This is a genomic window from Geobacillus thermodenitrificans subsp. thermodenitrificans DSM 465 (assembly GCF_000496575.1).
GTDB lineage: Bacteria > Bacillota > Bacilli > Bacillales > Anoxybacillaceae > Geobacillus > Geobacillus thermodenitrificans.
The window spans coordinates 186,380-199,684 of the sequence record NZ_AYKT01000007.1; the positions used below are offsets into that span (position 1 = coordinate 186,380).

The following is a 13,305-nucleotide window of genomic DNA, read 5'->3' on the forward strand; positions in this document are numbered from 1 at the left end:
AAGCCGAATTATCAAGGGATGGACGTGATCATGATTTTCAATTTAATTTTTGAGTATACCTTTGTTTTTGATTTCTTTTAGAGACTTTATCTAGATATATTTATTTCCTGTATTTTTCAAAAAACACTTATACGATGGCCCTAACACCGATTCTCACAAAATTCCTGGTTTTATTGAATAAACCATACTTTTTATTTTGAGTATATTTATGTTTGAAACACATGTTTTGCAATGTTTAATGATAAATTAAAATTTCTTGAGGGTAAGAATGATGAAAATGATAGTTATTAATGGTCGATTTCTAACTCAACGTATTACCGGTGTTCAAAGATTTGCATTAGAATTTGTTAAATCATTAGATAAATTAGTTGAGGTAGATGATATTGGTTTAAAGCTTCAGTTTGTCATTATGGCGCCAAGAGATATAATAACCGATATAAAATTAAATAATATCGAAGTTATCCCTGTTGGTAAGTTGAAGGGACATTTATGGGAGCAACTTGAGCTCCCTTTTTATTCTAGAGGGGGATTATTAGTTAATCTGTGCAATACAGGACCTTTGTTAAAAGGTAAACAAATTGTCACGATTCACGATGCAGCTGTTTACTCAAAACCTGAGGGATTCACTAAAATGTTTGTTTATTGGTATAAATTCCTTTTTCGAGCTTTATCCATTATTGCTCATAAGATCGTAACTGTGTCTGAATTCTCGAAAAGGGAGTTGGCTCACTATTGTTGTATTAAGCGAAATAAGATTAGAGTTGTTTCCGAAGGATGGCAACATATTCAGCAAATAGATGCAGATTTAGATGTTTTTCAAAAACACAATATAAGTCCTAAACAATACATTTTAGCAGTGAGTAGTTTGAATCCGAATAAAAATTTTCAAGGCATAGTAAAGGCAATTGAGTGCTTAGGAGATGTTGAGACAAATATTATTATTGCAGGAGGAACAAATCCTAAAGTCTTTAGTTCTTCTAACGGTTCATTACCTAATAACGTGAAGTATATCGGCTATGTGACTGATGAGGAGTTAAAAGCTCTTTATGAGGGGGCAATGGGGTTTATCTATCCTTCATTTTATGAAGGTTTCGGCCTCCCTCCTCTAGAGGCCATGGCTTGCGGCTGTCCAGTCATTGTTTCAAACGCAGCATCTTTGCCAGAAGTTTGTGGGGATGCTGCATTATACGTTGATCCATATAGCCCAGAGGATATTGCTGAAAAAATCAAGCTGCTATTGTCTGATGATAAATTAAGAGAGGAATTACGTAGAAAAGGATTGGAAAGAGCGAAGATGTTTTCATGGAAAAAATGTGCGAAGGAAATGCTCAAAGTGACTGAGGAGGTGCTAGCAAAGTGAAAGTCGCCATTATCCACGACTGGCTAGTCACCTATGCAGGCGCTGAAAAGGTATTGGAACAGTTGCTGAAGATTTACCCGGATGCCGATTTGTTTAGTCTCGTAGACTTTATGGATGAAGGGCAAAGAGGGTTTATTTTAAATAAACAGGTGACTACCTCTTTTATTCAAAAGTTGCCGTTTGCCCGGAAAAAATATCGGAGCTATCTTCCTTTTATGCCGCTGGCTATTGAGCAATTGGATGTATCACAGTACAATATCGTCATCTCAAGTTCCCATGCAGTTGCGAAGGGCATTATTACAGGCCCTGACCAACTGCATATTTCTTATGTTCATTCTCCAATTCGCTATGCCTGGGATTTACAACATCAATATTTGAAAGAAGCAGGGCTGGAACGAGGAATAAAAGGTTGGATGGCGAAGACCATCCTTCATTACATAAGAAATTGGGATTACCGCACAGCAAACGGTGTTGATTATTTTGTTGCGAACTCAAAGTTTATCGCTCGGAGAATTTGGAAAGTGTATCGGAGGGAAGCGGATGTCATCTACCCACCAGTAGATGTGTCTGCTTTTTCTTTTCATGATAAAAAAGAAGATTTTTATCTTACGGCATCCCGGATGGTGCCGTATAAGAAGATCGATTTAATTGTCGAAGCCTTCTCACAAATGCCGGATAAAAAGCTTGTTGTAATCGGTGATGGCCCTGATTTTCAAAAAGTTAAGGCAAAAGCTGGTTCTAATGTTGAGTTGCTTGGATACCAACCTTTTGAGGTGTTACGAGACTATATGCAACGGGCCAAAGCGTTTGTTTTTGCCGCAGAGGAGGATTTCGGGATTACGCCTGTTGAGGCACAGGCTTGCGGGACTCCGGTAATCGCTTATGGCAAAGGTGGAGCGTTAGAAACGGTTCGGGGATACGAGCAAGTTGAGAAGCCGACGGGTTTATTTTTTGAGGAACAGAATGTGTCATCGTTAGTACAGTCGATCGAGTTATTCGAGAAGATTTCAGGGGATATTCACTATCGAGAGTGTCGTGAAAATGCATTGCGTTTTTCACCGGAAAGATTTAGAAAAGAGTTTGAAGACTATGTAAATAGCAAACTTGAAAATATGCAGATAAAAAATTAGGAGGTTCCCGATGAAGCTTGTATTACTCTCCGGAGGCTCAGGCAAACGCCTTTGGCCTTTATCTAACGATGCTCGTTCAAAGCAATTTTTAAAGGTATTAGAAGGTGAAAATGGTGAGCTGCAATCCATGGTCCAACGTGTATGGGGGCAGTTAGGAAGTGTTGGCTTGGCTGATTCCGCCGTTATTGCGACAAGCAAATCCCAAGTCGATATGATCCAAAGCCAATTGGGCCAAAGTGTTCCGATCATCATTGAACCGATGCGGCGTGATACGTTTCCGGCAATTGCGCTTGCGTCCGTTTATTTATATAGTGTAGAAGGAATTGACTTAAATGAAGTCGTTGCCGTTTTGCCTGTTGATCCTTATGTAGAGGATCGTTTTTTTGATCGAGTGAAGGATTTAGAGAAAACGGTGTTGGCCAGTGGTGCCGATTTGGCGTTAATTGGCGTCGAGCCAACGTATCCGTCGGCGAAGTACGGTTACATTGTTCCAACTTCTCAATCTAGCTATAGCGATTATTTACGAGTCAGTCATTTTACGGAGAAACCAACTGAAGACAAAGCAGCAGAACTCATGAAACAAGGTGCACTTTGGAACTGCGGTGTGTTTGCTTTTAAGCTTGATTATCTTATTTCCTTGCTGCAAGAAAAGGGATTTTCTGTTCAATATGATAAGTTAGTAAAGCAGTATGATCAGTTGCCGAAAATCAGCTTTGACTATGAGGTCGTGGAAAAGACAAAACATATTGTCGTGTTGCCGTATGATGGTTATTGGAAAGACCTCGGTACGTGGAATACGTTAACGGAAGAAATGGCAACCAACCAAATCGGTAAGGGGGTTGTCACTGATTCGGAAAATACCCATTTAATTAATGAACTTGATCTTCCTGTTATGGTACTAGGGGTACCTAATGCCATTGTGGCGGTAAGTCCGGACGGAGTTTTAGTAGCGGATAAAGCGAAAAGTCCAAAAATCAAGGAGCTCGTTAACGGTTTTGAGCAACGCCCGATGTATGAAGAACGGCGCTGGGGTTGGTATCGGGTGTTGGATTATACGAAATTTGAAGACGGGCGAGAAGTCTTAACAAAACGAATCGGGATCGCAGCAGGGAAAAACTTAAGTTACCAAATGCATCGTTATCGCAGTGAAGTATGGACGATTATTCGCGGCGAAGGGGAATTTGCGCTTAACGGCGAAATTCGTCGCGTGAAACCGGGGGATGTGCTTGAAATCCCTGTTGGGGCGAAACATGGGATCAAAGCGATCACCGATTTAGAGATTATCGAGGTGCAAACAGGAACGGAATTAATTGAGGAAGATATTGTCCGCATCTATATGACGTGGGAAGAGGTACAAGATCATTGTCTCTCTATGAGCAAATGATGATTTGGCTGCTGGAGGAGTTGGTTTCTTCCAGCAGCCTCTTTTTTTGTGTTATTGGGAGAAATGGATGGTATAAGGGATTTCCCCTTTTCTGAAGGGCATTGAAGTGCAGCGAGATTTTTGCGGATAGGCTGTGCCGAAACATTTTTGTTCATTTCGTCCTACCTCAGCAATAACAACAAAAGGGCAAAAATCGGACTGAATAGCCGTCATGTCCCATTTTCTATTGCTTCTTTTTTCGTTCGATACAATCAAGGAGGGGTTTCATCATGACATGGCAACAAGCGTTTTCACGTTGGCTCTCGTTTCCTCATCTCGATGCAGAGCTGAGAGAGCAGTTAGTTAATATGCAAGGGAATGAAAAGCTGCTTGAAGACAGCTTTTACAAAAACTTAGAATTTGGCACAGGCGGGATGCGTGGGGAAATCGGTCCTGGTACGAACCGGATGAACATTTATACGATCCGTAAGGCAGCCGAGGGGTTGGCTCGTTATATCGTGGAACAAGGTGAAGAAGCGAAAGCGCGCGGGGTTGTCATTGCTTATGATTCCCGCCATAAGTCGCCGGAGTTTGCCTTGGAAGTGGCGAAAACGGTCGGGAAGCATGGGATTAAAGCTTACTTGTTTAAAGAGCTTCGCCCAACGCCAGAGCTGTCATTTGCTGTTCGTTATCTTGGGGCGTTTGCCGGGGTGGTCATTACTGCTAGTCATAATCCGCCGGAGTATAACGGATTTAAAGTATATGGGGAAGACGGCGGGCAAATTCCGCCAGCGACAGCCGATGTGATCATCAAATATGTCGAGGCTGTAGAAAATGAATTGATCGTGGATGTCGCCGAGGAAGATACGCTGTTGTCGAATGGATTGCTTACTTATATCGGTGAGGAAATGGATGAGGCGTATATCAAGCAGTTAAAAACGATTCAATTAAATCCACAGCTTATCAGCCAAGTCGCGAAAGAGTTAAAAATCGTGTTTTCCCCGCTCCATGGCACGGCCAACAAGCTTGTTGGCGCGGGATTAAAGGCATTTGGATTTGAAAATGTGACGGTTGTGAAGGAACAAGAACACCCGGATCCGAATTTTTCGACTGTGGCTTCTCCAAACCCGGAAGAACACGCCGCCTTTGCGCTGGCGATCGAATACGGAAAAACCATCGACGCCGATGTCTTAATGGCAACCGATCCGGACGCGGATCGTCTCGGTGTTGCGGTGAAGGATACAGATGGCGAGTATGTCGTTTTGACGGGCAACCAAATGGGAGCGCTGATGCTCGACTATTTGCTGTCACAAAAGCAGGCAAAAGGCTTATTGCCGCCAAACGGCGCTGTGGTGAAAACGATTGTAACGTCGGAAATCGGCCGGGCGATTGCGGCACATTACGGATTAACGACGATGGACACGTTAACTGGGTTTAAGTTTATCGGGGAAAAGATTGGCGAGTTTGAGCGAACGAAGGAATATACGTTCCAGTTCGGTTATGAGGAAAGCTACGGCTATTTGATCGGTGATTTTGTCCGTGATAAGGATGCGGTGCAGGCGGCCATCTTTGCGGCAGAAGTGGCAGCATACTACAAAGCGCAAGGGAAAACATTGTATGAAGGTCTGCTCGAGATTTTTGCGAAGTACGGGTACTATCGGGAGTCGTTGCGCTCGCTGACGTTAAAAGGAAAAGACGGCCAGGAGCAAATCGCCCGCCTATTAGCGGCCTTCCGCAACGAACCGCCGACAGAGGTCAACGGCGTGGTCGTCGTAGCCGTGGAAGATTATTTAACTAGCAAACGAACCGTGGTGGCAACAGGAGAAGAGGAGCCAATTGATTTACCGCGTTCAAACGTGTTGAAGTATCATTTAGAAAACGGTTCATGGTTTTGTCTGCGCCCATCGGGAACGGAGCCAAAAGCGAAGTTTTACTTCGGCGTAAAAGGCGCTTCGTTGGCGGAAAGCAAACGACTATTAACAGAGTTGGAACAGAGCATTATGGACAAAGTGGCACAAATCATTGAGAATGCGAGGGAGTGTTTATGATTCTTGTCGTTGGCGGTGCCGGTTATATCGGCAGCCATGTGGTGAAAGAGTTAGTGGAAAAAGAACAAGTTATCGTACTGGATAACTTATCGACTGGTCATCGGAATCTCGTTGATGACCGGGCTGTGTTCGTGCAAGGGGATTTAGGGAACAAGGCTGATCTGAAATCCATTTTTGAAACGTATCCGATTCAAGCGGTTATGCATTTTGCGGCGAACAGCTTAGTGGGTGAGTCGGTCAAGAATCCGATGAAATATTATCAAAACAACGTCGCTGCGACATTGACGCTGCTAGAGACGATAGTGGACTATGGGGTGAAACATTTCATTTTTTCCTCAACAGCGGCTACATACGGCATTCCGAATGTGGAGCTAATTACCGAAGACTGTCCGACGAATCCGATCAACCCTTACGGCCGTTCGAAGCTCATGGTCGAGCAAATGCTTGCGGATTTTGCGGTGGCGTACGGGTTGAACTATGTCGTCCTCCGCTACTTCAATGCCGCAGGGGCGCATGAGTCAGGGGAAATTGGTGAGGATCACAACCCAGAAACGCACTTAATCCCGCTCATCCTGCAGCACTTATTAGGCCAACGCGAGAAAATCGCGGTCTTTGGTACCGATTATGACACTCCAGACGGGACGTGCATTCGCGATTATATCCATGTGACTGATCTCGCCAAAGCGCATATTTTGGCGCTTGAGGCGCTGCTTACGGGGAAAAAGAAGACCGCCGTGTACAACCTCGGCAACGGTTTAGGCTATTCAGTTAAAGAAGTAATCGAAACGTGTGAAAAAGTCACCGGCCGCAAAGCGGTCATTGAATATACCGACCGTCGCCCAGGCGATCCCGCACGCCTCGTCGCCTCATCACAAAAAATTGAGGAAGAACTCGGCTGGAAGGCGGAGTATTCGTTGGAACAAATTATTGAGAGCGCATGGAGATGGCATCGTCAACATAGTTAGGTAAATATGAAGGCCTTCTACTGGACAAACGTCTGTAGAAGGCCATTGTTTTTATAGCCGCTTAAAGTTTCTCCAACTCGCCATAATGGAAGTTTCAGAGTCGTCGCTTGGATATATCTATTCTTTGAGAGCTCCTTGCGTCATACCCTCGACAATGTACTTTTGGGCAAAAGCGAATAAAATTAGTGTTGGAATAACAGAAAGGACAGTAGCGGCTGACATGGCCCCCCAGTCGATATCGAATTTGGTAATGAATGAATTCATAGCAACTGGTATAGTTTTTGCGCTCTCTTTATCGATAAACATTACCGCTAAAAAAAGTTCATTCCAACACTGGACAAATGCAAAAATGAACGTGGCGGCAATGCCAGGAAGCATAACGGGAACGACGACTTTCAGCAAGGCACCTATTCGTGAGCATCCATCAATCATAGCTGCTTCTTCTAGGCTAGGGGGAATTCGTTCAAAAAAACTCTTCATGATGATGGTGCAAAATGGGATCATCATGACGGTATAAATCAATATGAGCGAAGGCAATCGGTTTAATAGCTGTAGTTTTGACATTAATAAATATAAAGGGGCAAGTGCGATAAAGAGAGGGATCATCTGTGTCACAAAAAAAGCAAAGATAATTTGATGTTTCCCTCTAAACCGAAATCGAGCAAGTACATAACCGCTTAACATAGCAATCATTAATGAAAAAAGCCCGGAGACTGTAGAAACGAGTAAACTATTGAAAATATAAACATCAAAGTTCGAAATTTCAAAAATGTTGACGTAGTTCTCCAAAGTCAAATGCTTAGGCCAGTATTGCAGTGGGACGGTGAACATGTCTTTCCGAGGCTTTAAAGAAGTGATCAATATCCAGTACAACGGGAAAACGGTAAAGATGAGAAACATACCGAGGAAAATGACTTTTGTTAATGCCCACCAGTTTACACGTCTAATCATTTAAAAGTCCCCCACTTTATTGAACTTTGTTGCTAGTAGATAGAAAATGGAAAAAAATGAAAGAAGAATCATGATAATGACGCCAATGGCTGAAGCCTGACCATAATCTTGATCGTAAATGATTTTTTCGAGCATATACGTAGATAGGATATGGGTAGAGCCAGCGGGTCCCCCGTTCGTCATGGCATAGATAATATCAGGAAAGTTTAAAATCCAGATCACACGTAATAAAGTGGTGGCGATAATGGTCGGCATAATATAAGGAATAGTAATGTGAAACAACTGTTGTATATTATTTGCCCCATCCATTTTTGCGGCCTCGTATAGTTCTTCAGGAATCGATTGAAGTGCAGCTAGGAGCATAATTCCGAAGAAAGTGACACCATACCAAATGTTTGCCATAATAACGGACGCCATAGCCCACTTCGGGTCGGCAAGGAAGGGGATTGGTGTATCAAAAAGGTTCATCTTTAGTAGAAGATCATTAATTACCCCACCTTGTCCGTTAAACATCCAACGCCAAATTAAACCGATTAAAAATCCCGACATGGCCCAAGGAAAAAAGACAAACGCTTGATAAATCCCTCTTCCGCGAAATTTCTTCCGCATCATTAAAGCAAGTACAAAACCGATCATAAACTGAAAAATAAGCGAAAAGAATACCCAATAAAAACTGTTGATAAGAGCCTGTTTAAAATCAGGATTCACAATAACACTTTTAAAATTTTGCAAACCAATAAATCGGATATTTGTTAAATCAAATAAAGAGTAATTTTGAAATGCCATGATCATACCTTTACATAATGGATAATAAATAAAGATGGAAACTAGCAGGAGCGCTGGCAGTAAACAAAGCAAAATGAACATTCCATGTTTCGAAATGTTGAAAATGGGTTGTGGCGTTGGTTTTGTTTCCATTTTCATGTTTTCTTCCCCCCTATTAAAAAGAGAGGAGAACAGCATAGCTGTCTCCAATCTTCGTTAATTATTTTGTTGTTCCTTTTCTTTTTTCCAGTAATCAGACCATTTTTCTAAGACGCTGTCAATAGAGCTTTTTCCTAATAATAAAGCTTGAATATCTTTTTCGGCTGTAGCGCGGAATTGTCCCCATCCCTTGTAGTGAACTGGGCGATCAGCAATTAAATATTCATCCGGTTTTGAGTTCATTTCAATGTAGGAGCTGAAGTAACCTTCTTTAAAGAAAGGATCCTCTCCAGCACTTTTGTGAATGGGAATGAGCGAGTTGTTTTTAGCGAAATAGAGATTTTGTTCAGGATGTGACAAGAAAGAGATCAGTTTCCATGCTTCATCTTTATGCTTTGAGTATGAAGTGATTCCCCATCCAGCAGTACCTAGTGTTTGCTGGGCGACTCTTGATTCTGGGCCTTTTGGTAATGGAGCAGTTGCCCAAGTTTCTTCTTCCATATTTTCTATGCATGTATTAATCACTTCAGGGTCTTGAATGAGCATAGCTGTCATGCCCGAGGTAAATCCTTGAACCATTTCTGGGTAACTCCAGTTAATAGAATCCGGCGGGGAAGCGTCTTTATACAGTTTAATGAACATTTCTAGCGCTTGCTTGGCTTCAGGTGTCGAAAACATGGGGTTACCGTCTTTTGTAAAATAGCCGTCAGCAGGATTGATTTTGTCACCGAGATATGCCCATGTCATAAACTCAACGTAGTCAGATGAACCGGCTCCTCCTCGGAAGCTGTAGCCATAACGGTTTTTCGATGGGTCTGTTAAGGCTTTGGCTGCCTTATACAAGTCATCCCATGTTTTTGGCACTTCTAATCCTGCCTCTTCGAACCAGTCTTTTCGGTAAAATAATGTTTTTTGATAAATTCCATAAGGAATAAAATAAGGGGTATTATCGATAGATGTGGCTCCATGTTTCGCTGCGTCATTCAGTGAGTCCCAGTATTCCCAATTATTTGTGTAGCGGGATAGATCCTCAATAAAACCGTTATTAGACCACTGTTTTACTGTTTGGTCCCTTACTTCAAGGACGTCGAGATCTTCCTTTGCCATTAACATCTGTGTGATTTTCTCGTCAGCGCTTTGCAACGGGGGAGAAATCAATTCGACCTTGATATTTGGATTTGCTTCCTCAAATTTTTGGATCATTTCTTTTAACAGTTTGGTCCTTGACGGACTTGTTAAACTTTCAATCATTTTGAGTGTAACAACATCATTGTTTTTTTCGTTTTTAGAGTCATTTCCGTTAGTGTTGCTGTTACAACCTGCAATCATCCCAAGCAAAAGCAACCAAAAACATAACAGAGTAAATATTCTTCTTGCACGCCTCATGATTTAGGTTCCCCCTTTGATTCTTTTGATTTATATGAAGAGTTGTAACCCTTCCTTCATAATTAAGTAGCTGTTTTTGATGATAAAGCCCGGTCAAGATCGTTGATCAGTTCGTTAACGTCCTCGAGTCCTATGGAAATCCGAATCAATCCGGGATCAATTCCAGCTTCACTTAGTTGCTCAGTGTTATATCCATAATTTGGAGAGATGACAAGGCTTTCAAATCCACCCCAAGATACACCGATTTTAAATAGTTTTAGGGAATTGATTGTGGATAAAACGTTGTCGAATGTGTTGATTTTAAGCTCAAAACTTAATAATCCAGAATACCCTCTTAAAAGTTTTTGACCTAGTTCATAATCTGGGGAGCTCTTGAGTGCCGGGTAGTTCACCTTTTTCACAGCAGGGTGTTGGTGTAAAAACTGAGCCACTTTTATGGCACTTTCCTGATGGTTTTTCATTCGAATAGGCAATGTACGTAGCCCTTTTATAAGCAACCATGCTTCATAAGGGGGCATTACTCCCCCCAATAACTGGTATTCATTATAGAAAATGTGATCCATGATATCTTGACTTGTAATTAAAGCACCTCCGACAATGTCGCTATGTCCTCCTAGATATTTGGAAACGGAATGAACAACAATATCAATTCCGTATGTAAGGGGATTTTGAAAAAGGGGTGTCGCCCATGTATTATCAGCAATAGTTGTAATATTATTAGTTTTGGCAAGTGAAGCAACAGAAGGAAGGTCAACCAGTTTGAATGTCATTGTTGTGGGACTTTCAAGGTAAATCACTGTTGTATTGGACCGTATGGCTTTTTCAATACTGTCTATGTTTTTTGATAGGACATTCGTATGTTCGATTCCAAACTTTTTCAGGTACCTAAAAAACTTAATAGCAGGACCGTAGATGTTTCCGACGCTCACGATATGATCGCCTGATCTCACAAAAGCGAGTACAGCGGATGAGATGGCTGCCATTCCAGAACTGAACAGTTTGCATCTTTCTCCTTGTTCAAGTGCAGCAATTTTCTTCTCAGCAATTTCAACGGTTGGATTGGTTCCCCGCCAGTAAATGTAATGATTTTGTTCATCTTTCATTGCCTCTACAAATCGTGTGAAATCTTCATAAACAAATAATGAGTTCTCATAAATGGGGGGGACAACGGCTCCATGAAAGCGGTGATAGTCATCGCCAAAGTGTGTGCAAATATATCGGTGATCCATTTCTCGATTCTCCATAGCTAAATCCTCGCTCCTCTATATGTTCGAAATCGTATTTTCTACGGAATCAATGATTTTATTAAACTCTTTCAAAGCACGTTCCGCATCTCGTTGTTTAATGGCCTCTAATAAGGAAAGGTGGAATGGATAAGTATCTTCAAAGATTTTCTCGATGCCAAATGGTTTGCTCCATAATTTGTTAAACGTATCAGACACTGACTCCAATACGCTTTGTAAAACAGGGTTATGGGAAGCCTGATAAATGGTTTTATGAAAAGCCCAATCTTCTTTTGATGAATCTAGCCCTAGATCTTTCAAACGAAGAGCCTCCATTAAATGGTTTTCCATTAAATAGATCTCTTCCTTGGTTGCTCTAGCGACCGCAAGTTCTACAGCTTTTCCTTCAAGGGCTCGGCGGACTTCGCTAATTTGTAATAAAAGCTGCTTCTCATTTTCCAATTCGATTTTCGCTTCGATTCGTAATGAATCACAATCATCTTTAACGTATATCCCTTTTCCATTGATCACTTCAATCGTTCCAACAGCCTCCATAAATCTTAATGCTTCTCTTAACGAAGAGCGGCTTACGTTGAGCATTTTTGTTAATTGCGCAACGGAGGGAAGCCGGTCTCCTTTTTTTAATTGGTTTTTCTCGATATACTGCTGAATTTCCGTAATGATCATTTCGTGTAACGGAACCTTCCTTATAGATTTCAATGTCACTTACTCCTTTTATCATTTTCATGAATATGATGCTGTCAGCCTGTCGGATAGCTCATTTCCATATATATTTGTGCTATCGATGATTTATGTCTTTGATCTATGTTAAAATATGTTCCTTCACGCGATTCAACGATAAACGAAGATGAACGAGCCTCCTGATGTTGTATAGTACAGGAAGCTTTTCTTTTTACAGATAGCCATGGAAGAGAAAAAATGATGCTGCCCGAAACAGAGAAATGGAAGCACATTTGATTAGAAGCATGCCTGCGCGGGGAGTTGGCGACCCATATGGCCACCAAAGGCATGGGTTATGCTCAACCATCAAGATGAAGCATATGGCGATGTTGTTACTGTGATCACAAACATAGAGATGACATCAGCACAAAGGATGATCATGTAAACCGCCCCGTAGAGGGGCGGTTGTTTTTTTATCCCATCGAGCTGAGAAGATCCCTCGTTCTAGCGTGAGTGGAAGGATGAATCGGTGTCTCCCGTTATGGGATGTTCCCTTTGGACCAAATTCTTGCAAGAAGGGCGTTGTTTATTGCCTTGGTTAGGCAGCGGAATCGTGGGACGCACGGGGGCAGGGATTGATTCATCGCCTGCCATGAGGAGAGCGTTTCTAAAAAGAATCTCCCACCTCTTCGCGGTTGCGCAGGTGGGAGGAGGATCAAATGTATTTAATCATGGCCGTTTCATCGCAACAATCGAGTTTAGGGCAACTCACACAGTCGATCCATACTTTTTCGGGCAACGTTGCTTTTTCCGCGATTTCAAACCCGCATTTTTTAAAGAATTCGATTTGGTAAGTGAAGGAGATTAATCGTTTTACCCCGAGTCGGGCTGCTTCGTTCGTAATATGGTTGACGAGCATGCGTCCGATTCCTTTCCCCATATGATCGGAGGATACGACTAACGAACGAACTTCCCCCAGATCATGCCCTAAGATATGTAATCCTCCTACTCCAACGATTTGGTTGTTTTCCCTGGCTACGTACATGCATTGCAAGTGCTGATAGATGGATAATAACGAGCGCGGCAAAACCAATCCTTTTTCCGCAAAGTGTTGAATTAACGCATGTATTTCTTTCACATCACTGGTGACGGCATGGTCAATTTGCATCGGGCTCCCTCGCTATCGTATAATAATAGATTCTTTTTTATAAATATACGATATTTTGTGTTAATATGCAATCAAAGATTCCATTAATTTTGATCAAGAAATCGGA

General features: G+C 42.0%; 11 protein-coding genes. 5 read left to right on the plus strand and 6 right to left on the minus strand.

The features are described from left to right. Positions 1-271 precede the first annotated feature (271 nt). The 5 genes from DSM465_RS0108985 to galE all read left to right on the plus strand — a co-directional run bounded on the left by DSM465_RS0108985 (position 272) and on the right by galE (position 6,866). Positions 272-1,360, plus strand: coding sequence for a glycosyltransferase family 4 protein (locus DSM465_RS0108985; RefSeq protein ID WP_029761145.1), 1,089 nt, complete (start codon positions 272-274; stop codon positions 1,358-1,360). Continuing rightward, on the plus strand, positions 1,357-2,490 hold the full coding sequence (locus tag DSM465_RS0108990; protein ID WP_035498359.1) for a glycosyltransferase family 4 protein: 1,134 nt from the start codon (positions 1,357-1,359) through the stop codon (positions 2,488-2,490). Before DSM465_RS0108985 ends, DSM465_RS0108990 begins: the two co-directional genes overlap by 4 nt. Before the next feature lie 10 nt (positions 2,491-2,500). Further along, positions 2,501-3,874, plus strand: a complete 1,374-nt coding sequence (locus DSM465_RS0108995) for a sugar phosphate nucleotidyltransferase (protein ID WP_029761147.1) — start codon at positions 2,501-2,503, stop codon at positions 3,872-3,874. A gap of 269 nt (positions 3,875-4,143) precedes the next feature. Further along, complete coding sequence (locus DSM465_RS0109000) at positions 4,144-5,901, plus strand: phospho-sugar mutase (RefSeq protein ID WP_029761148.1); 1,758 nt, start codon at positions 4,144-4,146, stop codon at positions 5,899-5,901. Then, complete coding sequence (gene galE / locus DSM465_RS0109005) at positions 5,898-6,866, plus strand: UDP-glucose 4-epimerase GalE (protein WP_029761149.1); 969 nt, start codon at positions 5,898-5,900, stop codon at positions 6,864-6,866. Before DSM465_RS0109000 ends, galE begins: the two co-directional genes overlap by 4 nt. Positions 6,867-6,983: 117 nt before the next feature. Here the strand turns inward: galE and DSM465_RS0109010 are convergent, their stop codons facing one another. From DSM465_RS0109010 to DSM465_RS0109035, 6 genes are all read right to left on the minus strand, one after another. After that, positions 6,984-7,817, minus strand: a complete 834-nt coding sequence (locus DSM465_RS0109010; protein WP_029761150.1) for a carbohydrate ABC transporter permease — start codon at positions 7,815-7,817, stop codon at positions 6,984-6,986. Then, positions 7,818-8,741, minus strand: coding sequence for a carbohydrate ABC transporter permease (locus DSM465_RS0109015; protein WP_029761153.1), 924 nt, complete (start codon positions 8,739-8,741; stop codon positions 7,818-7,820). Positions 8,742-8,798: 57 nt separating this feature from the next. Beyond that, the gene (locus DSM465_RS0109020) at positions 8,799-10,127 is read right to left on the minus strand and encodes an ABC transporter substrate-binding protein (RefSeq protein ID WP_051358524.1); all 1,329 of its coding nucleotides are present in this window, start codon (positions 10,125-10,127) and stop codon (positions 8,799-8,801) included. A 62-nt stretch (positions 10,128-10,189) separates the two neighbouring features. Next, positions 10,190-11,356, minus strand: a complete 1,167-nt coding sequence (locus DSM465_RS0109025) for a trans-sulfuration enzyme family protein (protein ID WP_035498361.1) — start codon at positions 11,354-11,356, stop codon at positions 10,190-10,192. 33 nt (positions 11,357-11,389) lie between these two features. Continuing rightward, the gene (locus tag DSM465_RS0109030) at positions 11,390-12,037 is read right to left on the minus strand and encodes a FadR/GntR family transcriptional regulator (protein WP_230459189.1); all 648 of its coding nucleotides are present in this window, start codon (positions 12,035-12,037) and stop codon (positions 11,390-11,392) included. 709 nt (positions 12,038-12,746) lie between these two features. Further along, a complete protein-coding gene (locus DSM465_RS0109035) occupies positions 12,747-13,199 on the minus strand; it encodes an N-acetyltransferase (protein WP_008881388.1) in 453 nt (150 codons plus the stop codon). Between the last annotated feature and the right edge of the window lie 106 nt (positions 13,200-13,305).

Excerpts from the sequence above, each read along its gene's own strand:
- DSM465_RS0108985 (WP_029761145.1), top strand. The coding sequence starts at position 272 with ATGAAAATGATAGTTATTAATGGTCGATTTCTAACTCAACGTATTACC.
- DSM465_RS0109035 (WP_008881388.1), bottom strand. The coding sequence starts at position 13,199 with ATGCAAATTGACCATGCCGTCACCAGTGATGTGAAAGAAATACATGCG.
- galE (WP_029761149.1), top strand. The coding sequence starts at position 5,898 with ATGATTCTTGTCGTTGGCGGTGCCGGTTATATCGGCAGCCATGTGGTG.
- DSM465_RS0109015 (WP_029761153.1), bottom strand. The coding sequence starts at position 8,741 with ATGAAAATGGAAACAAAACCAACGCCACAACCCATTTTCAACATTTCG.
- DSM465_RS0109020 (WP_051358524.1), bottom strand. The coding sequence starts at position 10,127 with ATGAGGCGTGCAAGAAGAATATTTACTCTGTTATGTTTTTGGTTGCTT.
- DSM465_RS0109030 (WP_230459189.1), bottom strand. The coding sequence starts at position 12,037 with ATGATCATTACGGAAATTCAGCAGTATATCGAGAAAAACCAATTAAAA.
- DSM465_RS0108995 (WP_029761147.1), top strand. The coding sequence starts at position 2,501 with ATGAAGCTTGTATTACTCTCCGGAGGCTCAGGCAAACGCCTTTGGCCT.
- DSM465_RS0109010 (WP_029761150.1), bottom strand. The coding sequence starts at position 7,817 with ATGATTAGACGTGTAAACTGGTGGGCATTAACAAAAGTCATTTTCCTC.
- DSM465_RS0109000 (WP_029761148.1), top strand. The coding sequence starts at position 4,144 with ATGACATGGCAACAAGCGTTTTCACGTTGGCTCTCGTTTCCTCATCTC.
- DSM465_RS0109025 (WP_035498361.1), bottom strand. The coding sequence starts at position 11,356 with ATGGATCACCGATATATTTGCACACACTTTGGCGATGACTATCACCGC.